The following is a 26,171-nucleotide window of genomic DNA, read 5'->3' as shown; positions in this document are numbered from 1 at the left end:
TGTTCCAGTCTGTATGAAAGTATTGCCGAGGCAGCTTGCTTAATAAATAGGGCGATTCTTCTGGTCCGGAATGCCACTTTTACGGTAGAAATACGTATTGATCCGATCCCGCCATTCTTTGGCATGCTCAGTCTGATGCTCCAGCCGCTTCAGCACCTGTTCATACATGGCATCATTCAGTTGCCCTCGTAGACTAACCCACGTGTCTCGGAGATGGGCCGCACGTTCTGCACCTTCAAAATGGGTATCATAAATGTGCTGTATGACAGTTTGGCCGGAGTGGAGCAAGTGTGTATAAGGAACATGGTTAAAGAATAAAAGCAGCTCATCCGGGCAGGTGTCCGTAGATTCGTAGATATTAGTATTGGGAGAAAAATATTGTCCTGCATAGCCCGTTCCGGTTGCGGACGTGCGATCTACCCCGATCCCCCGGCAATCAGCAAAATGGTAGGTGCCCCACATAGAATATTCGTACCCGTCTACATCCGGCCCATAGTGATGATCGGGACTGACCATCCAGCCGACCCCGAGAGGGGCGGTGTAGGATTCGTAGATATTCCATGAATCGAGCAGCATCTGCTTAATGGTAGAAATTAAATCTGTGTCGCCGTCGCTATTCCCTTGTCTGCCAAACGTCAGCCGAACCCACTCGTCAGCGATTTCGTCTGCGGACAGGTCCGGGTCCCAAGCCAACCGACCATAGCCATAAAGATTGGATTGGGCGAGCAAATGTCCGGTCCAATTGGTGTCTGCACCGATATTGGATACAGCGGCTATTCCATAGTTGGTATGCTTGGGAGAATGCAAAGCGCCACTCACGATACGCTTGATGGTGGAGCCTTTTCCTCGGGCGTAGGTGTCAAAATCCAATACCTCCTTCCATTGCGGAACAAGGTAACATAGATGTTTCTGTTGGCCGGTGTACTCTTGCGCAATTTGAAATTCCAGCAGTACCTGAGTGGATTCCAGCGCACCGAAAAGGGGGGAGACAGGCTCCCGCACCTGAAAATCCATGGGACCATTTTTGATCTGTAAAATGACATTTTCTCGAAACAGTCCATCCAGCGGTTTAAAATGGTCAAAGGCTGCGCGAGCCCGATCCGTCTTGCGATCGCGCCAGTCCTGCTTGCAGTTGTAGACAAAGCAGCGCCAAATCACACGTCCGCCAAAGGGCTGCAACGCATCTGCCAGCATATTGGCTCCATCGGCGTGATGGCGTCCGTAGCTGAACGGTCCAGGCCGATTTTCGGAATCGGCTTTGACCACAAAACCACCCAGATCAGGAACGGCGGTGTAAACTTCCTGGGCTTTGGTCTGCCACCATTCAGCTACAGCTGATTCTAAGGGATCGGCCGTGGTTAACCCGCCGAGCTGAATAGGACTGGCATAGTTAATGCTCAAGTAGATCTGTATGCCATAGGCGCGAAACACCGCAGCTACTTTAGCCACATCCGGTAGGAATTTATCTGCAATCAGCTCGGTTTCTACCTGATGGACATTCACATTGTTGATGGATAGTGCTTGAATGCCTACAGAAGCGAGCAGACGGGCATAGTCACGCAGGCGCTCCATATTTGTAGTAAAGGCATTATTGTCGTAGAAAATAGATCCGCCCGCATATCCACGTTCAACACTACCATCCATGTTATCCCAGTGGTTGATCATGCGGATGGGATTAACAGGGTTGGATAATTGGTCTAGAATGGGGGCGTGCAATGATTCGTTGGTGGGCTTCAACTTCCCATCTAGTCCTCCCTGCAGGTAGCGCAGCAGATGAAAGACTCCGTACAATACGCCTTTGGAGGTCTGCCCTGCGACTGTAACGTATTGTCCTTTGAACTCATCGTTACCATGCGAAGCTGAATATGCCGGATCTGGCATCTCTATCCCGCGAATTCGGTAGCCTTCTGCACCCACTTCTGCCTGTTCCTCTGCGCTGAATCGTTCTGCGACCAAAGGATGCGCTGGGAACGTACCCAGCGCAATGAATGGCGCATCCAAAGGAACGGCGCTGATTTTCGGCTGCTGTCCAAACATGGAGGTTAATCCGTGCTGAAGCTCACTCGCAGCCGATTGAAGCACTTCATCTGTCTCATGGACCACGATGATCCTGCACCAAGCGGGCAGCTTTTCTACCTTACTATTGCGGCTGTAATGCAGCCAAGCCGCATAGCCGCTCTCTTTTGGCATATCCATAAGCTTGCTCATATTGGAGCCTCCTTTTGGGCAGGTGAAGATGATCCTCAGACATGCTGTTCCTGATCCTGACTCATATGTTCAGGGAGAGTCAGACGGTTGCCGTTGCCTTCATACAGCCACAAAATGGCGGTCACTCCGCGTGGATAGTATTTGCTGCCGTGAGCAATACCGGACAGTATCTGATCACTCCAGCACCAATAGGATTCTTCAGGGTGAAGGAGCCATGAGACGTGGGCAGCGTCTGCGGCCTGCCCAGCTTCTTCCCAAGGCAGTTCTAGCAGCTCGCGGGCAATAAACTGTGACAGATAGATTTTGCTCAGCCAGGAGTTGTTACTGGTCGAGGACAGCTTCCAGCCTCCGTCTTCAAACAGACAAACTCCCGGTACCAGTACAGTTTCCAAATGGCGCCGCAGTGCTTGGATATATCCACCGAACCGTCCATCAGGCTTAAGCGCAGCCTCACATCCTGTAAAGTAAGGGAAGATCAGCCCCTCAATGGCAGGAATAATCTGCGAGTCATTGCCTTCCTTAATAACTGCAGGAATATAGCCCTTGTCTGTCATATGTGCTGTGATTGCGGCTGCACATTTGTCCGCCTGTAAGCCAGCCTCCTGTGAGAGGGAGTTAAGCCCTTTTGAGGCAAATATTTTTTCCAGTGCAACATATACCGCCCAGCATTTGCTGCCTAGATAAATGTTGTTGCGGGACTGACCCAGAGATACGTCCAGACTGTCGTAGGTCGTAATTTCTGCGCCTCCCCGGGTTCTAGAGCTGTCCAAGCCCATCAAGCCGTTTCGTTGTGCCGGGTCGGGGTGATCCCGCCGCAGCATGCTTTCGAAGCAGTCACACAAGACAGGCAGCATGCGTGTTGTAAATGACTGATCCTGTGTCTGCTCGATATATACCGTAGCGCAGCAAAGCCAGTTCACCAGCTCCTCATGGCTCATGTAAGAGAAGCAGTCGTCAATCCCTGCCAGCTCATAACAGGAGTATCCCTGCCGGGAGAACACGTTGGCCACGCCCATATCATGCGTAAACGTGATACCACCCGGATAGGTCTGTTCCTCTCCCGGAAAGCGTACCTCATCCCGATAGCTGTACCTTTGGACAAACCACTCCAGCTCGTTGCGCACCGTCCATGGATTTAAAATCAATTCATAGTAGAGCTGATCTGCCGTCAAATCGAGTGTATTCATCATCCGATACTCGCCTTCGTTCACAACCCAGATCGGTTCTCCGTCCGCTTGGTGACTAAGCAGTTGGGTGCTACCGTAGTAGCTGTGGATCGCCTGAGCGAGCATGAATTCCTGGTCTGGGCTCAGGTTGGCCGACTCCATCCAGCGATTAGCCTGAACACAGGCTGCGGTGAGGTCTGTAAAATGCTTCAATGCATAGCTCCCCACGTCTTCAATATCCTTGAACAGCCGGGTATAGTAATACGATGCTTCGATGCCTGTCGTTACTATGCCGCCGCGATAGAAGCATATGGCGAAGGTATACGTGCGCTTCTCACCTGCGGGAACGTCCATCAGAAGCGCACCCGTCACGCCCAGGCCAAAGGATAAATTCTCGGCCATGGTCTCCCCAAGCAGCTTCTCCATTGCAAATCCGCTGGCAGGTACTGCTTCGCTGCTGTTGGTCACAATGGCTGTGCTGCGCCCTTGGCCGATGCCTGTGAGTCTTCCCTCCAATGGGGTAGAATCCGTAGCGTCCCTGCGCGGATCTTCTCCAATAATGCGTATGCCGCTATACGGATCACTGCCCTGATAGCCGAAAAAAGCTTTTCGTGCTGCAGTTCCTTGCGTGTTATTGACGGTTAGCTCAGCGAATACCGCCGGAACCAACGCTGCTCGCAGCTCATCCATACCCGCGGTTCCCGGCTCGGGCACCGGGCGAACAGGAGAGTACAGCCGGAACGTCAAATCACCAGCCTGCCATGTATCCGTTCCTGCTTTTAGCTCACGGGTAATGTCTGAATCGGCAAAGGCCATAAGCTGTGGTTCCGTTCGTTTACCCTTTTTCTCCACGTCGTAGCGGGCACTTTCATCCTGTGTGGATGCAAAAAAGGGAAGCGCCTCGTATGATCCGCCATCTCTGGATTGCAGCCCAATATATACATTTTCATCGGCAGGCTTGCCCAGCTCCAAACCGAGTCCGCCGCGATTGCCCTTAAACCCAAGCGTAAAGCTGGAAAAAGAACCGATCGGTGCATGCTGCGTGTTATAAAATATATTTTTCGACATATAATGAAACCCCTTTCATAGTAAGGTTTAACTTTGACTAACTTCACTTAGAGCCTAGCATGTCAAATGGCAGGGAACCATTGTCAAATCGCTCAACTATTTATCCAAATCGCGCTGAAAGCGATATACTGGAGTATATCCATGTAAGTAAGCCAGGAGGGAAAACATGTCGTCACCACGTTTACCGAAGCGTCCCCATCATCCAGATCTTACAGCTGCCGGAGAGGAATTCTTTTTTCCCGATGTACGGACCACGATCAATTTGTTTGCCATTCATACACGAAGTGTCGGAAGAGAGTGGAGCTATCCGCCACACGAGCATCCTCAATATGAAATTAACATCGTGCTTGCGGGAGAACAGATCATGGTTGTGGATGGTCGCAGCTATACCCAGCGACAGGGTGATCTGGTGCTGCTGCGCCCGGGAATTGTCCACTCCAGCCATAGTAACGGAGAGGGATTTACGTATTTTTGTATGCATTTCGACATTGATGATAAGCTGTTTCTCTCGCTCCTGAGTCGTCTGGAGCAGGTGATGTTCCCAGCTGAAGGCACCGTGGCAGGTCAGATGGGACCAGCGTTGAGCAAGCTGCTCGATCTTTCAACGCCAGAAGACATAGGAGTAGGTAGTGATTCGGTGGCAAAGCGAATGCGGATTCAATCTGCTGTGTTTGAACTGTTCGCAACGTTGTGGGAGGCTGTATCCAGTGAAGCGGCCCATCTGCCGGGGCGTGGATATGTGCAGGCAGAGCTTGCCCATCAGATTGCCAGTCGTCTTCAGGGCAGAGTGAATCAGCCTTATGGACAGGCCGGATCGGTGGAAAAACAGGATGGGATCGAGGGGATTTCATCCGAGCTAGGTATTAGCGTGTCCCATTGTAATCGTGTATTCCGTAGCGTTTTCGGCGTATCTCCTCGTGTATATCTATCTGAGCTTGTGCTGCATGAGGCCAAGTTGCTGTTAGCTGACCCGCAATGGTCGGTGCAACAAATTGCCGATATGCTCGGCTATGGGGATATTGCGCATTTTAGCAGACAGTTCAAGCGCTGGTCGGGCCAATCGCCGACATCCTATCGCAAAAGCACGGTACAGGAAAGCCCATACGAATAAAAATGAGTATGTCTTAAAAATAGTTATGATATAATCCTTATAAAGGAGCTGAGAATAATATGAATTCACATAATCAACGTGTCGTCGTGATTGGCGGCAGTGCAGGTATAGGGCTGGCAACAGCCATAGAAGCAGCAAAGCAAGGGGCAAGCATCGTGATCGCTGGGCATGATCCACTCCGACAGGCAGGAATCAATCTTTAAACAAAAATCGGTTCAACAACATACAAAGTGTTGAACCGGTTTTTTATGATAACAGGCTTGGCCCTCTTGCAACTCTTTAGCTTTGCACATCTAATCCTTTATATTTTCGCAAAATACGTGGATAAATCAACTTAGACCCGATGCATACCATCGCCAGCATGGCGAACAGCAAACCGCTCCACAGCGTCCCATGGATCCCCGCTCTCGCAATAAACCACCCCCCTGCCAGCGAGCCCAGTGAGACCCCTAGGTTAATAAACGAGATATAAAGACTGTTGGCAAACGCGGGAGCTTCTTTGGCCTCATCAATCACCCAAATCTGGGCGACAATCAGTCCGCTGGTATGAACGGCTCCCCACACGATAATGATGAAGAGCGTAGGGATAAATGAAGAACTGATCCCGTACAACAGCAAATAGGTGCCCCCCAAGACTACTGGATGAAAAAGAGCGGTCCGTACCTTATGCAAGCCCATGAGCTTGCCAGCCAACAGATTGCCGAGCATTCCGCCGATGCCGAAAATAATAAGCAGAAAACTGATAACCTTGCTGCTCATCCCTGTATTTTGCCCCAAATATTCGGCAGAATAGCTATACACCGAGAACATGGCTGCAAAAATAAAAGTAGCCGCCCCGATATTGAGCCACAGCGATACTTTACGCAAAATGCCAAGCTGCTTCCGATAGGAGAACATTTCGGCTTGCGGTGTATCCGGCAGCATAAATAAAATACCGATCCCTGCAAGCCCATTCGCTACCGCAGTAAACCAGAAGGAGGCCTCGTATGAAAATTGATTGGCGATATAGGCTGTAATTGGAATACCGAGTACCATTCCCATGCTCGTGCCGAGAAAGGCTTTGGCGGAAGCTTGCGTTGCTTTTTCCGGGGGATACAACGCAGTGGCGGCGACAAAGGCAAGCGAGAAATACACCGGGTGAAACAGAGCCGGAATGATACGTAAAATCACTAGTAGATAAAAGTTGGACGTATAGGCTGACAGCAAGCTTGTTATGGCAAAAACAAACAACGACATTGTCATGATTCGCTTGCGGTTAAACCTGGACATCAATAGCACCATGAAGGGACCGAACAGCGCGATGATCAATGCAAATGAACTGACAAGAAACCCGGCCTGAGCTGCCGTAATATGAAAACGTTCAATGATGACCGGCAAAATGCCAACCACACCGAACTCAATCGTGTATACACCAAATAGGCCAAGCGCAATGAAAAGCAGGGGCTTACTATATTTCATTAGTTTCATTCCCTTTCCACGTCTTCCTGCTTTACGTCCTTGATTTTGCATGCTAATATTTCATTAAATCATAAAATAATAAGGCAATATTCGAAATAATACATAATAATAATTGTGTTTTTGTAATATTGCCTTTGATTTAAGGAGGCTGGTTTGATGGATCAAGTGGATCATAAAATTTTGTTGTGTCTACAAAACCAGGCGCGTATCTCCATGACCGAGCTGGGTAAGGAGGTTGGGCTTTCCCAGCCTGCCGTAACGGAAAGAGTGCGGCGCATGGAGGATAAAGGTATTATCACCGGGTATCGCGCCATAGTTTCACATGAGAAAGTCGGGAAGCCGATCATGGCTCACGTGCTCGTGCACACGAATCAATGCAATTCATTTGTTGAGTTTTGCCAATCTGCACCTGAAGTCATTGAGTGCCATAGAATCAGCGGCGAGCAAAATTACTTACTGAAAGTCATGGTTGAGTCTATGCTCAAGCTGGAGCAGTTCGGGGATGAGTGTGGAAAGCACGGGCACTCTACCACGTTAATTGTCCTGTCCTCGCCTGTAGACCATAAACATGTAACCCCCACTTTATTAGACCCTATTTGAGCTACCGTAAATGGCTTGGCAAAGCTCGGTTGTAAACGGACCTGACATCCCTTCGAATGCTGTATTGGTAAAGGCGACAACACTAAGTCTTAGTGCGGGATCAACGAACCACGAATGACCGTAAGCTCCTCCGAGACGCCACGTTCCGGGTGATTCTGCTGTTCCACTTTCGTCGGGATTTTGGAGTACGGTGAATCCTAGTCCAAAGCCCCGCCCCGGCCAGCCTGCCAAGGGGAGGTTCCCGGTCTGGATGGTGCCCATTTCACGAACCCATTCTTCTGAAAGTAACGGATTGCCGCCGTTTCGCAGTGTTTCCAGCAGCTGCATGAAATCTTTTGCGCTGCCAATCATACCAGAGCCACCAGAGTGGAAAGCCGTGGGATCAAAGGCTCGTGCAGGCTGAAAACGAAGTCCTGCGGTGCCTTCAAAAACCTGCGCAACCTCAAGCTCACGCATCCGCCGGGGTTCTGATATATCGTTGACATAAGGAGCCGCAAGCCGTCCAGCATCCGCGACCGCGAAACTGGTGTCGTGCATACCGAGAGGTTCGGTAACGAGCTTTTTAACAGCAGCATCAAGGGTTGTGCCACATACACGGCTAATGATAGCGCCGAGCACATCAGTAGCAATCGAATATCCCCACGCTTTACCCGGTGTATATAACAGTGGCACAGAAGCCAAACGTTGCAAGTTCTCTTCCAGCGTAAGATTTGAAAAATCCATGCCATCTGATACGCCTGCACGATGATAGGGACCGCCACCTTCTTCCTCTAAAAAGCCATAGGTCAACCCGGCAGTATGTGTCAGCAATTGGCGTACTGTAATGGAGGGCTGCTCACCACTGATTAATCGGGGGCGAAAGTCGGGCAACCAGCGTTCAATAGATTCATCGAGCTTAATCAATCCTTGGGCTGCCAAAACCAAAGCCGCAGTAGATACAATTGGCTTGGATACAGAAGAAAGCCGAAATAGAGCATCCTCATGCATAGGACGTTGTTCTTCTCGATCAGCCAGCCCCGCCGCTCGGACATACACGGGTGAACCGTCCATATATATCATGACGACTGCGCCGACCAGGCGCTTCTCGGCAAGGGTTTGATCTATAACTGCATTTACACGTCCGTCCAGACCAGCTTGTATCGCAAAAACTCTATTATCCAAACCCATAAATATCTCATCCTCTCTATGATCCAGCGGTTACCGCTTGATGGAACTTAGTTTACAGGATGGGAAGACGACATTACATAAGGTAACAAAGGTATTCAGCGAGTATTTACGTTAAAATAAAATTATATGGAAAGAATGGCCTTGGATTTAAATGAATGGGGTTTTACAAGAAGTTATGCTGCGTTTTACAGTGCCTTTTTAAGTTGAGATACGTTGAAAAAAGGTGGTAAAATTTACAACAAAGGGGGTTTTATTTATTGAGGATTGTATCGCGTAATAAGTTGGCTTGCTTGGTTGTCTTAGGAGGGATTTTGACCGTAATTGCTACAGGTTTTGGAGGAGGTAAGGAATCTTATAAACTTCCCGATAAGCCCAAAGAGGCTGCTGTCTCGACATTTTCAGAATATATGAACGCTTCTATGAGTCGCGATTACGATAAGATGCTTTCACTGTCTGATGATTATCGCTTTAAAACAGAACGGGCACGGCTTGATTTTCTAAAAGCCCAGGGAACACCGATTGATTATCGTATCGTGTCTGTGGATGATTCTAACCCTTCCAAGATTGTTGTTTCGTCGATAACGAAGTATGAGGATATGGAGTTACCTTCCATTAAGCATATTCTTGCTTTTGAGGAAGGAAAGTACAAGCTACAAATGAGAAATGTTGTGATCAATATGATTCCTTCATCACCTGACTACAGAACGGTCGAGTACGAGCTTGACAAAGTAGACGACAATTTAGAAGGTAATTTCAAGTGATTTTAATTTTTTAATTTTCTAATCAAACGGTCCAAAGCGTATCCAATGAGATACCAGAAAATTAGTGTAGTGAAGTAAACAATAGTTATGGGGATGTCTGCCTCTCGCACAAATCGAAATGATTCATACATCCAAACCAACGGGCTAATAATAGCTAATAGTATATTGTAGTCGTCGTACCCCGTAATATTTACAGTAATAACTAGACATGAGATTAGGACTAGCCAAAAACGAAAAGATTTCATTGCCTGTACCTCCGCAATTGTATTTGTTGTTATAGACGAATAAAAAACTGAAGGTAGCCAAATTTATTTATTAAAATGTATTAAAAAGACAATATTTCGATCCTATTTACTTGTCACGATTTTTAGCCGTGCGGTATTCGTATGGATTTGAGTGACGCTGGATTCTTTCAGACTTTTCGATTTATGATATACTCTCGATATATGATTTGGATGGGATGGTGATGGCTGAATGAATCGTACACACGACCTAGGCAAGTTAATCAAACTAACTGGAGATAGAGCAAAACTGGACGCTAAAGCAAATGGCACATATATCGTCTACAAAACGTCGGATGGTCAATTTGTTAAAGAGTACAGTAATGGTCAAGTCGAACGAATTAAAGAGCAGGATATTTTATCATGAGTGAGCCGTTTTATTCTTTGTAATCAACATTCGCGCAAACCTCCTATAATCCATTCTTTCATTTGTAATAAAATATGTATGATTGGTTAATTACCCTGTTTATGTATATTGTAAGGTGTATGATCGGATGATGAAAGTAGATTTCACACAAAAAGCCTATCTGCCGTTGTTCCGGCAGATAGGCTTTTATAACATAAACGTCCACTATACTTCGTAACCATATACAGTCTGTGTCTTTACATTGCAATTGCACCGACCACATACTCCCTATTGTCAGTTATCTCTACGCTGACGTGCGCGGGCTTCGCCGCCTTTACGGCCAGCTTCTTCCCTGCTCATTTTCCCGTCGCTATCACTTTGGTCTGAGTTGCCACGGGCTTCGCCGCCCTTGCGTCCGATTTCTTGATAGAATTCCTTGTCATGGTTTTTGGAAGTGGCTTCGCCGCCTTTTTCACCAATTTCCTGGTAGAAGTCCTTGCCATGACTTTTGGAAGTGGCTTCGCCACCTTTTTCGCCAATCTCTTGATAAAATTCTTTGTCGTGATTTTTAGCAGTAGCTTCTCCACCTAAACGTCCTGCCTCTTCGCGACTCATTTTGCCATTTTGGTTGTTGTTAGCCATGTTCAATCACTCCTCATCGAATTTTAGTAAAGCGGGTACGTGTATCTATTAACCTTTGTGTCAGGAATTAAACATGTCTCTTTTATTTTGTGAAATCACAGATAACTGGGGATATTCACCTGATTAGCGTTCCCATGCTTCTGTGTGCAGTTGTTGCTGGCGGTTAAATAATGCCGGATAAATGAACAGGCTGAGCAGCACGCTGGTCAAAATAGCAGAGGTCATGGTGGTAAATACGATGAGCAATTGCAAACGTACGGCGGCAATCGGATTGGCACCTGCGATGATTTGTCCGGTCATCATGCCGGGAAGCTGGACAAGCCCCAGCGTTTTCTGCCCCTCAATGGTTGGAATCATACTGGAACGTATGCAATCCTTGAGTATAGGGAAGATGGCTTGTCTAGGCGTGCCGCCTAACGCCAGAATGAGCATGATTTCAGGCTTGCGCAGCAGGACTTCCGACTTGAGCCGGGACACCAGCAGGCTGGACAAAATCATGGAACTGCCAATGATCATGCCGCTAATCGGAATCATATACCGGGCTGTCGCAGGAATGATATGCAGGCCAATGAGGAATGTCTGTGTAACGATTTCCACACACAGCAGCGTCAGGAATGATTTCCACATGAGACCGGGGATAAATCGTCCTTTGCGCGCAACATTTTGTGAGGCTACGGTAATCATGAGCAGAATGAATAATACGATAAATCCGTAGCTTTGCATCCCAAAAATCAAATGCAATACATATCCAATCGCCAGCAGTTGAACCGACGCTCTGATTGTGGCGATGATCATGTCTCGGTCCAGACCGAGTTTGAAGGATTTGGACATGACGATGGCGATAAATACAAAACCGAGAGAGAGAATCAAGGCAACAATCGTCATACCCATTCTCCTGCTACAAACCTGCGGGTCTCACTATGCTGTGGAGCATCAAAAAACGTCTCCGTATCCGCTTGTTCTATCAGTCTTCCGTCGATCATCAGCCATGTTTCGTGGCCTACCCTGCGGGCTTGTTCCATATGATGCGTAATCCAGATCATCGTTGTTCCCTCTTCTTTGTTCATTTGCAGCAGCAATTCCTCAACCTCTTTGACCGAGGCAGGGTCCAGTGCAGAAGTAATCTCATCTAGCAGTAAAATATCCGGGCGGTTCGCGAGTGTCCGCGCCAAGGCCAAGCGCTGTCTTTGTCCGCCGGACAGTTCCTGCGCCTTCTGTTCCAACAGGTCGCGAGTAAGTCCTACGCGTTCCAACAGGCCGGCAGGATCATCCAGCACTGTACCGTGCAGCCGTTCTACGGTTTGGAGATTGTATAGGACCGTTCCCTGAAGCATGGGGGCATCCTGAAAAACCAATGCTACTTTCCGTCTCAGTTCAGGGATCTCCCACTCCGATATAGGTTTGCCGAGGACACGGATATCCCCTTCATCCGGTGTCATTAGGAGGTTGCACAGTGAAAGCAACGTGCTTTTACCAGACCCTGATGGACCGACCAACGTGGTGATTTTGCCGGGGGAGACTTTTGCCGTAATCCCGTTCAGAACAGCACGTTGCTGTCCAGACCCGGTGAAATATTTGATAATGTGATTGAATTCAATAGCTGGAAGTGGCTTGGGTTCCATAGATATAGCTAGCTCCTTTGTAAGGGATCGAGAAAGGGATCAGATCCGTTCCGTTTATGATCTTATTTTTTTATTATATCAGTAATGCCCGCTATGCTCTTCTATAAAGGTTCGATGCAGGTCGGCTGTTGTAAAAGGCATTTTCTTTGTATAAACTAACAGGATTAGTTAAAATAGAATCTGGATCGACTCAGTATATGCATAAGGAACCGGATTACATAGAAATTCGATGGAAGGAGACAGGATGATGTCGCCTAGAAACGGAGTAAAACTGCAAGATATCCTGCGGGCTGCCGAGGACATTGCCAATGAACAAGGGATGGGGGATGTCACGCTCACCACGCTGGCGCAAAAGCTGCACATTCGCCCTCCGTCCTTGTATAACCACGTGAACGGATTGAATGGACTGCGCCAAGTACTGGCATTGCACAGCCTCGAACAGTTGGAGGAAGCTTTGATGAGCGCAGCGGTTGGTAGAGCGGGCGGAGATGCACTGACCGCTATGGGGAAGGCGTATATGCGGTATGCTCGCGAGCGACCAGGTTTGTATGAAGCGATGCTGTATGCAACTGATCGAAATGATACCGAAATGAGGCAGGCTGCGGATCGCGTGGCCGAGCTGGTCATTACCGTCCTATCCAGTGGTTATGGCTTTAAGGAAGAAGATTGCATTCATGCAGCGAGGGGATTCCGTAGTCTGCTTCATGGATTCGCCTCGCTTGAACAAAAGGGCGGCTTTGGTTTACCTGTGGAGGTGGACCAGAGCATTGAGGTGATGATGGCTACCTTTTTGGCAGGTCTGCGTGTGCGGCAAAAGCGAGATGCCGAGCTTACCAAAGAAGTCTGATTTCAACCTGATGCAGCTAACATGATTGCGTCGCAGACCCGAAGGGTAAAATACATCTGTATAATGTAGATGAGAGACTGCGAATACAGGAGGGGTATGAGTGAACGTACTGGTGATTGGCGCAAATGGAAAAGTAGGCAGACATCTTGTCCGTCTACTGGGGCAGAATAAATCGCATCGCGTAAAGGCGTTGATCCGCCATTCGGATCAGGCCGAAGCGCTTGAACGTTTGGGAGCAGAAACGGTGGTAGCTGACCTCGAAGGGACGGTTGGTGATATTGCCGCAGCTATAAAAGGCAGCGATGCTGTCGTATTCACAGCAGGCTCCGGTGGAAAAACAGGAGCGGATAAAACGCTGCTTATCGACCTGGATGGAGCGGTCAAGGTGATGGAAGCCGCCGAACAAGCGGGTATCCAGCGCTTCGTTATGGTCAGCGCCCTACATGCGGAGAATCGGGAGCAGTGGCCTGCATCCATTAAACCGTATTATGTGGCGAAGCATTACGCTGACCGCCTGTTGGAAGCGAGCAACCTGGACTACACGATTCTTCGTCCGGGTGGTCTGACGGATGATGTGGGCACCGGAAAAGTTGCTACCGGTGAGGAGCTCACCAGCCACACCATTTCTCGTGAAGATGTGGCGGCAGCGGTGGTAGCAGCGCTGGAGGAACAGCAGACGTATCATCGTGCAATTAATCTGGTGTCTGGCAGTACGCCTATTGCTGAGGCAATCCGGCTGTAATTACGGATGAAGTTGTTGCCCAAAGGACGCTTATAAATGACAAAAAAGCGAGAAGACGGCCACAATGGTCATCTTCTCGCTTTAATAATTTTACAGCTTGGTTGGATCCATTTCTTTTGGGAATGTTTCTTCAAAGCTGTGTTTTTTCTCGTATAAGTTGTACCAAGTTTCTGCAATGATATCTGGATGTCCTACCTATTCATGCCAACATCATACATGAGGCTGGTTATTTATGGGCATCTGGAATTACTCCGTTTGATAAAGAGGAAATAGTCAAGAAGGCTTCGTTATTAATAACAGGAGGAAAAGATTAATTCTTGTTTTGAGAGGTATCCCCGGTGGCAGAGCCCCGGGGATGCCTTTTGCTGTTTTCTCAGTACGATCATCCCCGTAGCAGTTCCAAGCTCCAACTCCACCTGAATAGCAGCAAAAGTATTTGCTTAAAACTAATTATATTATTTATAATACTAATATAATTAGTTTATAATTAAGTCAAGGAGATGAGATAAATGCGTATTGTTCAGGTGCAGCATGTGTATCAATTGACGTTTATGCCCCGGCTGTTCCCGGTGAACTGTTATTTGGTGGAGGAGAAAGAGGGGCTCACCTTGGTAGATGCCGGATTGCCATACAGTACCCGTGGTATAGCGCAGGCTGCGGCGCGGATCGGGCAGCCGATTATTCGAATTGTACTTACCCATGCCCATGGGGATCATGTGGGTGCGTTGGATAAGCTCAAGGCAAGGTATCCTGACGCGCAAGTGTTCATTTCAAGGCGGGACGCACCGCTGCTACAGGGCGATGTATCGTTGGAGGCAGGAGAACCGGATACTCCTATTCGAGGCGATGTACCGAAGCATATCCTTACCCAGCCTGACGTTTTACTGGAGGATGGGGATCATGTAGGTTCGCTGTTGGCGATCAGTGCACCAGGACATACGCCGGGCTCGATGGCATTTTTGGATACTCGCACCCGTGCGTTGATTGTAGGCGACGCCTTTCAGACCCGAGGTGGTATAGCGGTTTCGGGAAGGCTTAAGCCGCTGTTTCCTTTTCCGGCACTGGCTACCTGGAACAAGGAAATTTCGCTGAAAAGCGCCAAAAAGCTGGCGAGTTTCAATCCATCTTTATTAGCTGTCGGTCACGGTAACATGCTGAAGCATCCACAATCTCAGCTGGAAAGGGCGATTATGGAGATGGAACGACAATCTTCAGTGTGATGATTTCGTATTCAGCCAACATTCAGCCAGAACTCACAAAGTCCTAAGCTAAGGCAGATACAATATGGGAAAATAGAAACAGAGAGAGGTGCATCGGATTTGAACGTTTGGAAAGCGAACGGTCTGAAATATATACTTCTATGTAGTCTCATATTGTGTGCTGTCGCTAGTGTCGTTTCGTTATGGAGTTATTCAGGTAGTTCTGCGTCCCAGTCTACGGCTGTTAGGCAGGGACCATCCGGCGGGTTTGGGGGAGGAGGCGGACCTGGCGGAGGTATGAGGGGGACGGATTCGGCGAATAGCGCTGACAGCAAGAATCAGGGGACGACAGACCAAACTACCAACTCCTCCACTGAGGGGACATCGACATCGGGTGACAAAGGTACAACGACCGGGAATGATACGTCTGTATCGGGCGGCAGTGGTGTTGCCAGAGACGGACAGCACAGAGGCCCCGGTGGCATGTCTGGTAACGGATCTGGCATGGGCGGTCCTGGCGGTGGTATGGGTGGTGGAAGAAGTGGGAACTCCTCATCTGCTTATGCTACTCCGCTGGCGATTTTCGCCGCTTTGTTCTTCGGTGCGTTCGTGTATATTGCGTACCGGTTTCGGGCTCGTGAATGGAAGTTCGGGGAATGTAATCGAGGACTGATGCTGTGGACTGTACTGGGTGTGGGTTTCTTTTTAAGAATGGCGATCGCCCCATGGATTTCGGGTCACATGGATTTAATGCTATTCCGGAACTGGGCTACGACAGCAGCGGATAGCTTATCGGGCTTTTACACGAACGGATCAAGTGATTATCCGCCGTTCTATATTTATATTTTATATGTGATCGGTCAAATCGGCTCTACGGATGCTTTCAGTCCCTATATGTCCGTGCTGTTGCGGCTTCCCAATATATTAGCCGATATCGTGACAGCGTACATGCTGTACCGGTTGGCGAGCAAACGGGTCGGCTATGGAATAAGCCTTGGATTGGCTATATTCTACGTGTTTAACCCGGCGGTGTTTATCAATTCGACCTTCTGGGGACAGGTAGATTCTTTCTTTACGATGCTGATTGTGGGCATGATTGTGCTGCTTGTGGAAAACCGGGTCGGCTGGTCCGCCGTATTGTTTACGGTAGCCGTATTGATGAAGCCGCAGGGAATTATTTATGGGCCTGTTCTGTTCTTTGAGCTGTTGAGACAACGTAAAATACAGCCTTGGCTGTTGTCCATTGGCGGTGCCGTTGTGACGACCATTCTGGTCATATTGCCATTTTCGTGGGGGCAAGAGCCGTTATGGCTACTTGACCTATACAAGGGAACGGTCGGCGAGTATCCGTATGCTTCGGTGAACGCGTATAACTTTTTCGCATTGATCGGTGGCAATTATACGCAGGACACTACAACATTGTTCCTGTTCAGTTACCATACATGGGGTATGATCTGCATTGTGTTGGTGACTCTATTTACATGGTGGATGTATATCCGCAGTCGCAAACCACAATTTGCAGCAGTAGCTGCACTGGTGCTCATTGCAGGTGTATTTACCTTCGCTTCCAGCATGCATGAACGGTACTTGTTCCCTGCGGCCGCGTTAGCTGTACTGGCGTATCTGTATTTACGAGACCGCAGATTCTTGTGGCTTGCGGGTGGATTCAGTCTTACGATTTTCCTGAACACCTTTGATATCTTCTATAGCTCCAACTCTCGGGATCAATACGGTATTATTTTGTGTGTGACATCATTGTTGAATGTGTTGTTGTTTGGGTATTTGGTCAAAGTAGTGTGGGATTGCTCCAAATCGACCACGATTGAGACTGCCCCTTCCACAGACAGAGTTTCGCCAGAACTTCCTTCAGCGCAGCTTGCATGGGGAGCGTCTTCCCAAGGTGTGAACACGACAATTGATAGTTAGTGGAGTATAAAATATGCTAAAAAACCGCCTTTTAACGAAATGGAAGTGGTTGATAGATCAACTGCAATCCATAAGTTAAAGAAGCGGTTTTTTGTTGTCCTCATGTTAGAGTAACATTGTATCTATGTGTCTCAATCCATATATTCGTTCAGTTTCTGTACATCGCAGATGGTAATCTCTCTTGTACCCCTGCTATGAATAATCCCCAGCTGTTCAAATTTTCCGAATTTGCGACTGATGGTTTCGCGGGTGACACCCACATAATTAGCCATTTCCTCGCGTGAAAGGGGGAGGTTTATTTTAATGTAGGAACCATCAGGCTTGCCGTATTTATGTCCAAGCTCAAGAATCATATAGGCGATGCGGATTTCCGGGTCTTTGGTAGCTAGGCTTTGAGCCAGGTTTTCGGTATGTGCCAAGCGTTTAGTAATGGTTTTGAGCAGCTTCAAAGAGATATCGGGATTGTTGCGGATCAACTGCTCCATATCATCCTTGGTGAGCATACAAATATCAGTATCTTTTAAGGCATACGCACTAAAGTTACTCAGCTCATCGCTGTTAAATATGTTCAACTCGCCAAAAAAATCGCCAGTTGTCAGAATGTGCAGAATTTGCTCCTTGCCCTGAGGCGTCATCTTCAGTAGCTTGACATGCCCGCTTTTAATAATGTACAGCGTATCGGATGCTTGTTCCTCGATAATCAGGGCTTCACCCTTCTGATATTTTCGGTGTCGGATCATAGAGCTGACCTTACACAAATCTTCGCAGGACAAAGAGGAAAAGATAGGCACTTTGCGGGCACAGGGCTCCTTTTCGCACTGGCAGGGACAGGACATCGCATTCACATTCATTCACTCCATTCATAAACCGGAAACTACAGGTTATAGCGCATGGTTGTTATTCTGTATCATCTATTGGGGCAAAATGACTTTGATCCTCACCGCAGACGGGACAAACCCAGTCTTCTGGAAGATCCTCAAACGCTGTACCAGGCATAACGTCTTCATCGGGGTCACCGATAGCAGGATCATAAATGTATCCACAGGGCTGACAAACATATTTTTCCATCTCTAGTTCTCCTTGTCATTCAATATTTTTGTAAGCTCTGGTGCGTCCGGTTTGAGTCCCTGCATGATGGCTGTTTTGTATGGTAGTGAAGCAAGGGCATCTCCAAAGCCAATCACGCCGCAGATAGAGCCGTTTTGTATAAACATACGTGTATAAGAAGCACGATTTTTAATAATCAGGCTGGTGTCGCAGACTTGTTCATCTACCAGACCGATGGAAAAGAGAGGAGATTCATAGCAGTTTGAAAGGGTTACAGGGAGGGGACGCTGATAGCTGACGGATGCGCCCGCCATATTAGCGCCTGCTATTTTTCCCTGCTCCATTGCGCTTTCCCATAACCCATCTACTCTACTTTGAAATTCGGCTGCATCACCTGCTGCATAGATATTGGCGGAGCTGGTCTCCATCTGTGCATTCACCAGAATGCCTTGTCTAATATCAAGGCCGATTTGGCGAGCAAGCTCCGTATTCGGTACAATTCCGATAGAGTACACGACATGCTCGCAAGGGATAACAGAGCCGTCCTGTAGTTCCACACCTTCTACGTGATCTGTGCCTTTAATACCTTTTACGCCTTGCCCAAGGTGGATCTGAGTACCCCGTTCGGTCATTTGATCGGTCAAAATAGCGGAGGCCTTTTCATCTAGCTGGCGGGGCATAAGCCGATGCGAAGCTTCCAGTATGGTTACAGCATACCCGGCTTGCTGGAAGGACCAGGCGGTTTCCACGCCTTGAATACCGCCCCCGATGATACATATCCGGTCTCCCTGTCGCAATTCTGCTTTAAGGCTATCTGCATCTTGTCGAAAACGGATATTGTGAACGTTCCTTAGAGAAGCCCCATCCAGCACAAGCTTACGGTTGTGAGCTCCTGTACACAGCAGGAGCTTGTCATAAGCAACGGTTTGTCCATCTATTGTTTTGATAGTACAATCCTCTGGATGTATCTCGGTTATCTTGATGCCGGAATACACATGAATTCGTTGATTGGCAAACCATTTTTCCTTTTTGATCAGGATTTTGTCACTGTGCAAATCAGTAAATAGTCCCTTGGAAAGTTTGACTCTGTTATACGGAAAGGATGCTTCCTCCCCGTAAATAGAAATTTCGGCCAGCTCATCATGATCTCTAATCGCTTTTGCCGCGTTGACGGCGGCGACACTGCCTCCGATAATAACGTAATGTTGGTTACCCATTCAGTATCTCTCCTATTCGCTATACGCTACTGTGTTTTAAATAACACTAAGCAGTAGATCTGAGACAAATTCAGCGGCATTTTTAATTTTTTTCACTTTCTCAACTTCTGTAGGAGAGAAACGAATACGTACCGGGAATTCCACATGGGTCATACCCGTTGATTTGATTACATCTGAAGTGCTTTGCACCTTCATATTGGTACCGTTCAAGTAGTCCTGTACAACTTCAATGGCTTCCCCGCTCCAGCCGTAGGAACCAAAGGCAGCAGCCAGCTTGCCTTCCAGATTCATCTTTTGCATTTGTTGCAATAGGTCTTCCAATTTGCCCGTCATATCGGCATATTTAGTAGAGCTACCAACGAACACAGCATCTGCTGAGGCAATACTATTCAATATTTCTGTTTCATCCGCTTTATCCACGTCCCATAGCTCCACCTTGATTTGGTTCTCCAAAAAGCAGTCCTTCAGGATGTTTGCCATTTTTTTAGTATTATTTTTTAGGGTGGCATAGACAATCGCTACTTTTTTATCTTCCTTGGTTTCGGTACTCATAGAGGCGTACAAATCAATAAACTTGGCAATATCATGCCGGATCGCGAAGCCGTGGGAAGGCGCAATCATCTCAATATCCAGATCGGCAACAGCTTCGATTAATGTGCGCACATATCTGCGATGTGGATGAATAATAGCCTGATAGTATCCGATAAAGTCCTCGGTGATATCAAAACCAGCCTCATCGGCAAATAGATGCTCTACAGCCACGTGTGTACTGAAAATATCGCAAGGGAACAAGATTTTATCTTCTATACAATACGTAATCATGGTTTCTTCCGTATGCAGATAAGGAGTTTCTTTGAACAGCAGCGTTTTGCCTCCAATGTCCAGTTGATCCCCATCCTTGATTACGAGGAAGTTGCGATGCTGAAGCTTGTACATTTGTTGAATTTCCGGAACGGCAATCTCAGTGCAGACAATCGTAGCGTTCGTTGCCTTGGAAGCAAGTGCCGCCAATCCGCCCGAGTGATCTGGTTCCGTGTGATTGACGATGATATATTGAATGTCCAATGGATCGATCAATTCGGTTACAGCTTCGGCAAATTCTCTACCGAACGCCATATCCACGGTATCCACAATGGTTGGCTTTCCGGTTTTTAATAGATATGCATTATAAGTTGTACCCTTTGATAGTAGAAGACGATGAAAGGGAACCTCACGATTATCAATTTTTCCTACCCAATAAATATCCTTTGCCAGCTTGAATCCGGGCTTCATAGGAATAACCTCCTGCTTGTTATTGTTTTAGCATCTTGCATAATCCGATTCTAGTTGGATGTGTCGATGAAAAAGATGATTGAAATCAAATTTTTAAATAATTAAAAGTATTTTTTACTTAAATTTAGTTTTGTGATTGCAATCACAAGTCGAGCGAAATAATCCAATACAATAAAGGTATTAATCCATCTTAAGCAAATTTAATTTCAAACAGGAGCGTGAACCAATATGAAAAAATCAAACCTCATTCAATTTCAGGAATATAAGGAAGCTGCGTTTACAAAACGAATTGTGCATAAGGAAGCCGACAATGTAATTTTTATTCTCAACTTTACTCCTAATGCTGAGTTGCCAACACATAATCACCCAGGAGCGAATGTATATTTGCTTGTTCTTGAAGGCAGCGGTATTGTAACTGTGAACGGCGAAGCAACGGAAGTTGTCCAAGGGGATATCATTCATGTTACGGGAGATGAGCACTTTTCCTATCGTGGCGGTGCAGAGGCAAATTCCAGGCTGCATGTAGTGTTGACCCAAACGCCAAGTGAAAGCTATGCGCAGAACATATAAAAGAGGATACAGCACCATCATTGTATAAATGGAGCATTGGCATAAATCGTAAGAGTGGGTCTCCAATTGGCAATATATAGATATTGCATAATGCAACATGCTCATATAAAAAAAGAAAAAGGTTATTTTTTTACACTCGTATTGATAATGAATATCATTATCAAATTTTAAGAAGAGGTGTTAATAGCCAATGCAGACAGTAGATTACAAACAGGTGCCAGGGCACTGGATATTAGCAAGTCTCGGTAAGCGCGTGCTTAGGCCCGGAGGGTTAAAAATGACACGTTGGATGATAGAGGGACTTGACGTAACCGGGCAGGATGAGGTTATTGAGTTTGCCCCCGGATTGGGTATAACTGCCCAAATCACACTGCGGCTTAATCCCCGTCGTTATATTGCGATTGAACAGAATGAGAAGGCGGCTTCTATTGTAAAAACGTATGCAAGCGGAGCAAATCGGGAAGTCATTATTGCCGATGCTGAACAGGTTCCGTTGCCGGATGCCTCTGCGACGGTGGTATATGGGGAAGCCATGCTGACGATGCACACAAGGGCCAAGAAAGCGCAGATTATTTCGGAAGCCAGGCGGCTTTTGAAAGCAGGTGGGAAGTATGCTATTCATGAGATGTGCCTTGCTCCTAACCATATTGAGCCTGCGCTCAGAAAACAAATTTACAAGGATTTAGCTGTAGCCATGAGAGTTAATGCGACACCGTTGACGGTGTCAGAGTGGGAACAGCTGCTGAAAGAGGAAGGCTTTAAGGTCGTTAAAATCTATACGGTTCCCATGCACTTATTGCATCTGCCACGTATCATTCAGGACGAGGGCTGGTTGAGATTTGGGAAAATTGTCTTTAACCTTATGCATAACCATGCTGCCCGGACAAGGGTTATGGGTATGCGCAAGCAGTTTGTAAAGTACGCCGACCATCTGCAAGCGGTCAGTATCATCGCTGAGCGATAGCCTGAATTCACGAATAAGAGAATAAAGCTTTTTACGCAATAGCAAAAAAGGAGACGAACCCCTATTTAGGGATTCGTCTCCTCAGAGTGTCGAGAAAGTCCAGAGGACTTTTCGACACTTCTATTTTTATATGGGGAGACGCATCTTTTAAAACAAAAATCGATTTAAAACGATCTGAGGACCCTAGTTCTTAGACCACTAAGACAGTTTTAAACCCCCTGCAAAAAAACAGGGGGTTTCTCGACAGCCTGAGGAGACGAACCCCTATTTAGGGATTCGTCTCCTTTTTGTATATTTGCTGCTTTGGCTTGGCCGCTGGCGTGCGCATGCTTTGCACCCCTCTATTCGTCATATAATAGGCGTAACGAAAATTTCCAATTCCTGATGTTTTACATTACCATAGTGACTGAGATCATTGGAATAGTTAACCAAAATAATAAAATAGGCATACTTCAAAAGGAGGAAGCGTGTTATGAAGCTGCATCGAGCCATTGTGGTGGATGATGAAACCTTTACTCGTAAAGGGCTGCTTCAACTCATGGATTGGCAAGCCTGTGGTTTTGAAGTCGTAGGAGAAGCTGATAACGGTGAGGATGCGCTGGAGCTAATCAGCCGTATTCACCCGGACCTGGTCATTACCGATATTCGTATGCCTGTGCTGGACGGATTAGAGCTGATTCGGTCTGTGCTCGAACAGAGTACAGAACATCCCGCGTTTATTATCTTAAGCGGCTATAGTGATTTTGCTTATGCGCAGCAGGCAATCCGCTATGGGGTTCATGATTTTATGCTTAAGCCGATTGATGAGGGTGACTTTTCGGCTACATTGCGCAAGCTGAGTGAAAGACTGCATCGTGAACAGCAGAGTGCGCAACGATATCAGAAACACCATGCAGGTGGGCTGTTAGAGACTGTGATGATGAACCCAGTGGATGATGTAGTGGTGACACAGTGGGAGCAGCAGCTACGGCTTGGGGAAGCCACTTATATGTACTATGTACTCGTCGAGCTGAATGACCAACATCCCTGGCGCTCCGGTGGCAATAATATCATGCTATCGCTTTTCCAATTCAGGGAGCTTATAGAGCAAGCGCTTCATCGGTTAATGGATGGCAAGTACCCTCTCTATGTTCATGAGCATCGTAACCGGATTGGTCTTATCGTACCCGACTTCCTTTTGGAGTGTTTTGAAGGCAAGGTCGAAGTTTTTGTGAAAGCGCTACAACGCGAGATAGAGGGGATGAAGACACTAAAAGATCAGCTGGGAAGTCGAGTTTTCATTTATGCAGGAAAGCCTGTGAATCGGTTGCAGGATATCCAGCAGTCCTATGCCTGTGCGAAGGAGGCAGTGCTCCATAAATACATTTATGACCATGGCGGTATTGTTGTATATCTACAGGAGGAAATGCCACCACTTCACTATAAGACCATCCCTCAGGACGTACTGGATCGCTTGACGGAACAAGTTGAGGAACTGCGGTTGGATGAGCTGCGTGTGGCCGTGGATTATTTATTTAGCAGCTTTCGGGAGGAGTGTTATGCTCCTGAGGCTATGAAAATGAGTCTGCATCAGTGCGTACTTAGTATCGTTCGGGTCATTCAAAACATGCAGGGAGATGAGCGCTCACTTCAGTCACTAGAACCGATGATGAACTGGCAGGACATGAACCTGTCCCTGGGTGAACTACAGCGATTGTTTACAGCTTTTGTCGAGGAAAGTGGAAGGTATATCGGGGTTCTGCGCAAGGATTGTCAGCAGGGAGGCATCCAGCACATCCGTGCTTACATTGAGCAGCATGCCGCCGAGAATATAAGCCTGAAAAGTATTGCGGCTCGCTTTTACATGAACCCTGTATACCTCGGTCAATTGTTCAGAAAAACGTATGGTGTGTACTTTAACGAATTTCTGCTGAAATTGCGCGTTCAGGAGGCGAAACGCTTGTTGCGGCAGACGGATCTGCGGATTTATGAAATTGCTGAGCGCGTGGGCTTCGGCAGTTCAGACTATTTTGTTACCCAGTTTGAAAAGATGGCGCATGCCACACCAAGCGAATACCGCAACAGCCTGATTGTTGGCAACGAGTCAGAGAGGGCCGGCGAATGAAGATGCTGAGAATGACTCTTGATCATGTACGACTGCGAGATAAAATGCTGCTGCTTTATTTTCTCTGTGTTTTTACGCCTGTAGTGCTGACCAATCTGATTTTTTACCATGTCACCTCGCAAAACGTGAAGGAACAGCGTATGCAGGATATTTCGCGCGCACTGGAACAGATTAAAATTGAATTTTACCGTGAATTTGAAGATGCGATGGAAATCTCGTCTATCTTTTATACGGATCATCAGCTCAATGAGGTATTGGAAGAAACATATCCCCACCCTGCTGACTATATCGCCGCTTATGACTCTTATTTACGTCATATCTTGAACAACACTTACAGTCCTGCATACCATTCCGTAGGTGGAATTACGATCTACACCAATAATTCAACGCTGCTGAATTCCGGGGGAATCAGCTTTATAGATGAGGGAGTCAGAAGTTTGCCTTGGTATACCAAAATCTCGCCTGGACGCCAGTCCAAGCCTATATTTGTACGTACCGATGACAGCACAGGTGAACAGATGTACCCTTTTAGCCTGATTCGGCGGATGAACTACTTTTATTCCCAAAATGGTCGTGAAAAAATACTGAAAATAGAACTGCGAATGTCGTCCATTCGAGAGATTTTCAATAACCTGAATTTGCAGGGAAGTCTCTTTCTGCTGAACGAACGAGGGGGAATCGAATATACAACGGACCCCAAAGTGGATATAAACCACAAAAATGTGGCCTATAACACTCTCAAGCTGCCCGAGGACACGATGGAGTTCAAGACGAATTATGTGCTTACGAGCAATCTGAATGGCTGGAGCATTGTGGCTGCGGTATCGAGAGATGCAGTGCTGTATGAAATGCAGGAATCTCGCAATTTTGTGCTCTTGTTAACCTGTGTAAATATGTTGCTGCCTACATTAATCATTATTTGGATTACACGTTCGTTGAACGTGAGGATTCATCGTATTTTAAAGCACATGAAAAAGGTAAAAAACCAGCATTTTGAGCTGATTCGCGGTACAGAGTCGAGAGATGAGATCGGGCAATTAACAGGTGAGTTTAATCGGATGACGCTGAAAATAAAGCGACTGATTAACGATGTCTATATGGCCGATATACAGCGAAAAAATCTGGAAATTCAGCGCAGGCATGCCCAGTTGAATGCACTTCACAGTCAGATCAACCCACATTTTCTGTTCAATGCACTGGAGACGATTCGCATGCGGAGCTTGATGAAGCATGAGGATGAGACAGCGCGCATTATTCATAACATGGCACGGATTTTCCGCAATTCGCTGGTGTGGAACAAGGATCGGGTTACTTTGCGGGAGGAGCTGGAGCTGATCCGTTGTTTTCTGGAAATTCAGCAATATCGCTTTGGTGAGCGAATACAGTACGAAGTGCAGGCGCGCTCTGAAGACTTGGATAATCTGCTTCCCAAAATGGTCGCGCTGACACTGGTTGAAAATGCAAGCATCCACGGCATTGAGCCGCTAAAGCATGGAGGACGCATTGAGATTCATTTTGAGCATGAGGAAGGACAACTGATTCTAACGGTTCGGGATGATGGGGTGGGCATGTCTGAGGAACAGATACAACGCTTGTATGGTTACATGCAAAGGCAGGAAGAAATGGGTGAGCGTATAGGTCTACAAAATGTCATATATCGTCTTAAACTTTACTACGGGAGCCGCTTTGAGCTTGCCATTCGCAGTGCACCCGGCGAGGGTACGGAGATTCGAATTAGGATTCCTGCGGATCGGGAGTGAGGTGGAGAGCAGTACCTATTTTGCGTTGAAGGACCTTTACCTATAGTTTTCTAAGTAACACCTTTAGATTGACAGGTGAACGAAATGAACAGC

Annotated in this window: 23 protein-coding genes and 1 pseudogene; 13 read left to right on the top strand and 11 right to left on the bottom strand. The window is 47.1% G+C overall.

The annotated features are described in order from the left end of the window. Positions 1-39: 39 nt before the first annotated feature. Both ACWGXJ_RS24155 and ACWGXJ_RS24150 read right to left on the bottom strand, forming a co-directional pair. Complete coding sequence (locus tag ACWGXJ_RS24155) at positions 40-2,208, bottom strand: alpha-glucuronidase family glycosyl hydrolase (RefSeq protein WP_452567740.1); 2,169 nt, start codon at positions 2,206-2,208, stop codon at positions 40-42. Between the two features lie 35 nt (positions 2,209-2,243). Further along, positions 2,244-4,442, bottom strand: a complete 2,199-nt coding sequence (locus tag ACWGXJ_RS24150; RefSeq protein WP_452567739.1) for a glycoside hydrolase family 52 protein — start codon at positions 4,440-4,442, stop codon at positions 2,244-2,246. 166 nt (positions 4,443-4,608) lie between these two features. Between ACWGXJ_RS24150 and ACWGXJ_RS24145 the strand changes: the two genes are divergently transcribed. Together ACWGXJ_RS24145 and ACWGXJ_RS24140 are read left to right on the top strand one after the other, a co-directional pair. Next, complete coding sequence (locus ACWGXJ_RS24145; protein ID WP_452567738.1) at positions 4,609-5,553, top strand: helix-turn-helix domain-containing protein; 945 nt, start codon at positions 4,609-4,611, stop codon at positions 5,551-5,553. A gap of 59 nt (positions 5,554-5,612) precedes the next feature. Further along, a pseudogene (locus tag ACWGXJ_RS24140) lies at positions 5,613-5,720 on the top strand (SDR family oxidoreductase); the annotation flags it as partial. A gap of 112 nt (positions 5,721-5,832) precedes the next feature. On the opposite strand, the gene ACWGXJ_RS24135 reads toward ACWGXJ_RS24140, so the two are convergent. Further along, positions 5,833-7,011, bottom strand: a complete 1,179-nt coding sequence (locus tag ACWGXJ_RS24135) for an MFS transporter (RefSeq protein WP_069292038.1) — start codon at positions 7,009-7,011, stop codon at positions 5,833-5,835. Between the two features lie 156 nt (positions 7,012-7,167). Between ACWGXJ_RS24135 and ACWGXJ_RS24130 the strand changes: the two genes are divergently transcribed. Next, the gene (locus ACWGXJ_RS24130; RefSeq protein ID WP_023990936.1) at positions 7,168-7,611 is read left to right on the top strand and encodes an Lrp/AsnC family transcriptional regulator; all 444 of its coding nucleotides are present in this window, start codon (positions 7,168-7,170) and stop codon (positions 7,609-7,611) included. Here the strand turns inward: ACWGXJ_RS24130 and ACWGXJ_RS24125 are convergent. Then, the gene (locus tag ACWGXJ_RS24125) at positions 7,597-8,778 is read right to left on the bottom strand and encodes a serine hydrolase domain-containing protein (RefSeq protein ID WP_322171909.1); all 1,182 of its coding nucleotides are present in this window, start codon (positions 8,776-8,778) and stop codon (positions 7,597-7,599) included. The two genes, ACWGXJ_RS24130 and ACWGXJ_RS24125, sit on opposite strands and share 15 nt — an antisense overlap. Before the next feature lie 257 nt (positions 8,779-9,035). Between ACWGXJ_RS24125 and ACWGXJ_RS24120 the strand changes: the two genes are divergently transcribed. Continuing rightward, complete coding sequence (locus tag ACWGXJ_RS24120; RefSeq protein WP_414126086.1) at positions 9,036-9,539, top strand: hypothetical protein; 504 nt, start codon at positions 9,036-9,038, stop codon at positions 9,537-9,539. A 474-nt stretch (positions 9,540-10,013) separates the two neighbouring features. Continuing rightward, positions 10,014-10,187, top strand: a complete 174-nt coding sequence (locus tag ACWGXJ_RS24115; protein ID WP_172828283.1) for a hypothetical protein — start codon at positions 10,014-10,016, stop codon at positions 10,185-10,187. Between the two features lie 273 nt (positions 10,188-10,460). Here the strand turns inward: ACWGXJ_RS24115 and ACWGXJ_RS24110 are convergent, their stop codons facing one another. The 3 genes from ACWGXJ_RS24110 to ACWGXJ_RS24100 all read right to left on the bottom strand — a co-directional run bounded on the left by ACWGXJ_RS24110 (position 10,461) and on the right by ACWGXJ_RS24100 (position 12,430). Beyond that, on the bottom strand, positions 10,461-10,808 hold the full coding sequence (locus ACWGXJ_RS24110) for a KGG domain-containing protein (protein WP_061829502.1): 348 nt from the start codon (positions 10,806-10,808) through the stop codon (positions 10,461-10,463). 123 nt (positions 10,809-10,931) lie between these two features. Next, positions 10,932-11,693 carry an ABC transporter permease gene (locus ACWGXJ_RS24105; protein WP_029518725.1) on the bottom strand — a complete coding sequence of 254 codons (762 nt, stop codon included), beginning with the start codon at positions 11,691-11,693 and terminating at the stop codon, positions 10,932-10,934. Continuing rightward, on the bottom strand, positions 11,690-12,430 hold the full coding sequence (locus ACWGXJ_RS24100) for an ABC transporter ATP-binding protein (protein ID WP_250266935.1): 741 nt from the start codon (positions 12,428-12,430) through the stop codon (positions 11,690-11,692). Before ACWGXJ_RS24100 ends, ACWGXJ_RS24105 begins: the two co-directional genes overlap by 4 nt. A gap of 247 nt (positions 12,431-12,677) precedes the next feature. Between ACWGXJ_RS24100 and ACWGXJ_RS24095 the strand changes: the two genes are divergently transcribed. The 4 genes from ACWGXJ_RS24095 (at position 12,678) to ACWGXJ_RS24080 (ending at position 17,144) form a co-directional block, all read left to right on the top strand. Beyond that, on the top strand, positions 12,678-13,277 hold the full coding sequence (locus ACWGXJ_RS24095) for a TetR/AcrR family transcriptional regulator (RefSeq protein ID WP_452567949.1): 600 nt from the start codon (positions 12,678-12,680) through the stop codon (positions 13,275-13,277). A gap of 100 nt (positions 13,278-13,377) precedes the next feature. Further along, positions 13,378-14,019 (top strand): SDR family oxidoreductase, encoded by a 642-nt coding sequence (locus ACWGXJ_RS24090; RefSeq protein WP_452567737.1) that lies wholly within the window; start codon positions 13,378-13,380, stop codon positions 14,017-14,019. 509 nt (positions 14,020-14,528) lie between these two features. After that, positions 14,529-15,239, top strand: a complete 711-nt coding sequence (locus ACWGXJ_RS24085) for an MBL fold metallo-hydrolase (protein WP_452567736.1) — start codon at positions 14,529-14,531, stop codon at positions 15,237-15,239. Between the two features lie 99 nt (positions 15,240-15,338). Beyond that, positions 15,339-17,144, top strand: a complete 1,806-nt coding sequence (locus ACWGXJ_RS24080) for a glycosyltransferase 87 family protein (RefSeq protein WP_452567735.1) — start codon at positions 15,339-15,341, stop codon at positions 17,142-17,144. A gap of 131 nt (positions 17,145-17,275) precedes the next feature. Here ACWGXJ_RS24080 and ACWGXJ_RS24075 read toward each other — a convergent pair whose 3' ends face one another. The 4 genes from ACWGXJ_RS24075 to ACWGXJ_RS24060 all read right to left on the bottom strand — a co-directional run bounded on the left by ACWGXJ_RS24075 (position 17,276) and on the right by ACWGXJ_RS24060 (position 20,680). Further along, positions 17,276-17,980 carry a Crp/Fnr family transcriptional regulator gene (locus tag ACWGXJ_RS24075; protein WP_254326386.1) on the bottom strand — a complete coding sequence of 235 codons (705 nt, stop codon included), beginning with the start codon at positions 17,978-17,980 and terminating at the stop codon, positions 17,276-17,278. A 61-nt stretch (positions 17,981-18,041) separates the two neighbouring features. Continuing rightward, entirely contained in the window at positions 18,042-18,212 is a 171-nt protein-coding gene (gene rd / locus ACWGXJ_RS24070; protein WP_235306667.1) for a rubredoxin, read from the bottom strand. Between the two features lie 2 nt (positions 18,213-18,214). Next, the gene (locus ACWGXJ_RS24065; RefSeq protein WP_254326247.1) at positions 18,215-19,408 is read right to left on the bottom strand and encodes an NAD(P)/FAD-dependent oxidoreductase; all 1,194 of its coding nucleotides are present in this window, start codon (positions 19,406-19,408) and stop codon (positions 18,215-18,217) included. A 36-nt stretch (positions 19,409-19,444) separates the two neighbouring features. After that, positions 19,445-20,680 (bottom strand): FprA family A-type flavoprotein, encoded by a 1,236-nt coding sequence (locus ACWGXJ_RS24060; RefSeq protein WP_190298233.1) that lies wholly within the window; start codon positions 20,678-20,680, stop codon positions 19,445-19,447. A gap of 228 nt (positions 20,681-20,908) precedes the next feature. Here ACWGXJ_RS24060 and ACWGXJ_RS24055 point away from each other — a divergent pair, with 228 nt between their 5' ends. The 4 genes from ACWGXJ_RS24055 to ACWGXJ_RS24040 all read left to right on the top strand — a co-directional run bounded on the left by ACWGXJ_RS24055 (position 20,909) and on the right by ACWGXJ_RS24040 (position 26,078). Then, entirely contained in the window at positions 20,909-21,250 is a 342-nt protein-coding gene (locus tag ACWGXJ_RS24055; protein WP_452567734.1) for a cupin domain-containing protein, read from the top strand. Positions 21,251-21,527: 277 nt separating this feature from the next. Further along, positions 21,528-22,214: a class I SAM-dependent methyltransferase gene (locus ACWGXJ_RS24050; protein WP_452567733.1), complete on the top strand. Its 687-nt coding sequence runs from the start codon at positions 21,528-21,530 to the stop codon at positions 22,212-22,214. 472 nt (positions 22,215-22,686) lie between these two features. Further along, entirely contained in the window at positions 22,687-24,318 is a 1,632-nt protein-coding gene (locus tag ACWGXJ_RS24045) for a response regulator transcription factor (RefSeq protein ID WP_452567732.1), read from the top strand. Further along, positions 24,315-26,078: a sensor histidine kinase gene (locus tag ACWGXJ_RS24040; protein WP_452567731.1), complete on the top strand. Its 1,764-nt coding sequence runs from the start codon at positions 24,315-24,317 to the stop codon at positions 26,076-26,078. The genes ACWGXJ_RS24045 and ACWGXJ_RS24040 overlap by 4 nt, the downstream gene beginning before the upstream one ends. Positions 26,079-26,171 lie beyond the last annotated feature (93 nt).

Source organism: Paenibacillus sp. S33, assembly GCF_053615415.1.
This window is presented reverse-complemented; position numbering and strand designations above follow the sequence as displayed.

Excerpts from the sequence above, each read along its gene's own strand:
- ACWGXJ_RS24145 (WP_452567738.1), top strand. The coding sequence starts at position 4,609 with ATGTCGTCACCACGTTTACCGAAGCGTCCCCATCATCCAGATCTTACA.
- ACWGXJ_RS24055 (WP_452567734.1), top strand. The coding sequence starts at position 20,909 with ATGAAAAAATCAAACCTCATTCAATTTCAGGAATATAAGGAAGCTGCG.
- rd (WP_235306667.1), bottom strand. The coding sequence starts at position 18,212 with ATGGAAAAATATGTTTGTCAGCCCTGTGGATACATTTATGATCCTGCT.
- ACWGXJ_RS24100 (WP_250266935.1), bottom strand. The coding sequence starts at position 12,430 with ATGGAACCCAAGCCACTTCCAGCTATTGAATTCAATCACATTATCAAA.
- ACWGXJ_RS24095 (WP_452567949.1), top strand. The coding sequence starts at position 12,678 with ATGTCGCCTAGAAACGGAGTAAAACTGCAAGATATCCTGCGGGCTGCC.
- ACWGXJ_RS24040 (WP_452567731.1), top strand. The coding sequence starts at position 24,315 with ATGAAGATGCTGAGAATGACTCTTGATCATGTACGACTGCGAGATAAA.
- ACWGXJ_RS24115 (WP_172828283.1), top strand. The coding sequence starts at position 10,014 with ATGAATCGTACACACGACCTAGGCAAGTTAATCAAACTAACTGGAGAT.
- ACWGXJ_RS24110 (WP_061829502.1), bottom strand. The coding sequence starts at position 10,808 with ATGGCTAACAACAACCAAAATGGCAAAATGAGTCGCGAAGAGGCAGGA.
- ACWGXJ_RS24045 (WP_452567732.1), top strand. The coding sequence starts at position 22,687 with ATGAAGCTGCATCGAGCCATTGTGGTGGATGATGAAACCTTTACTCGT.
- ACWGXJ_RS24065 (WP_254326247.1), bottom strand. The coding sequence starts at position 19,408 with ATGGGTAACCAACATTACGTTATTATCGGAGGCAGTGTCGCCGCCGTC.
- ACWGXJ_RS24060 (WP_190298233.1), bottom strand. The coding sequence starts at position 20,680 with ATGAAGCCCGGATTCAAGCTGGCAAAGGATATTTATTGGGTAGGAAAA.
- ACWGXJ_RS24050 (WP_452567733.1), top strand. The coding sequence starts at position 21,528 with ATGACACGTTGGATGATAGAGGGACTTGACGTAACCGGGCAGGATGAG.
- ACWGXJ_RS24150 (WP_452567739.1), bottom strand. The coding sequence starts at position 4,442 with ATGTCGAAAAATATATTTTATAACACGCAGCATGCACCGATCGGTTCT.
- ACWGXJ_RS24105 (WP_029518725.1), bottom strand. The coding sequence starts at position 11,693 with ATGACGATTGTTGCCTTGATTCTCTCTCTCGGTTTTGTATTTATCGCC.
- ACWGXJ_RS24135 (WP_069292038.1), bottom strand. The coding sequence starts at position 7,011 with ATGAAATATAGTAAGCCCCTGCTTTTCATTGCGCTTGGCCTATTTGGT.
- ACWGXJ_RS24155 (WP_452567740.1), bottom strand. The coding sequence starts at position 2,208 with ATGAGCAAGCTTATGGATATGCCAAAAGAGAGCGGCTATGCGGCTTGG.
- ACWGXJ_RS24125 (WP_322171909.1), bottom strand. The coding sequence starts at position 8,778 with ATGGGTTTGGATAATAGAGTTTTTGCGATACAAGCTGGTCTGGACGGA.
- ACWGXJ_RS24075 (WP_254326386.1), bottom strand. The coding sequence starts at position 17,980 with ATGTCCTGTCCCTGCCAGTGCGAAAAGGAGCCCTGTGCCCGCAAAGTG.
- ACWGXJ_RS24130 (WP_023990936.1), top strand. The coding sequence starts at position 7,168 with ATGGATCAAGTGGATCATAAAATTTTGTTGTGTCTACAAAACCAGGCG.
- ACWGXJ_RS24085 (WP_452567736.1), top strand. The coding sequence starts at position 14,529 with ATGCGTATTGTTCAGGTGCAGCATGTGTATCAATTGACGTTTATGCCC.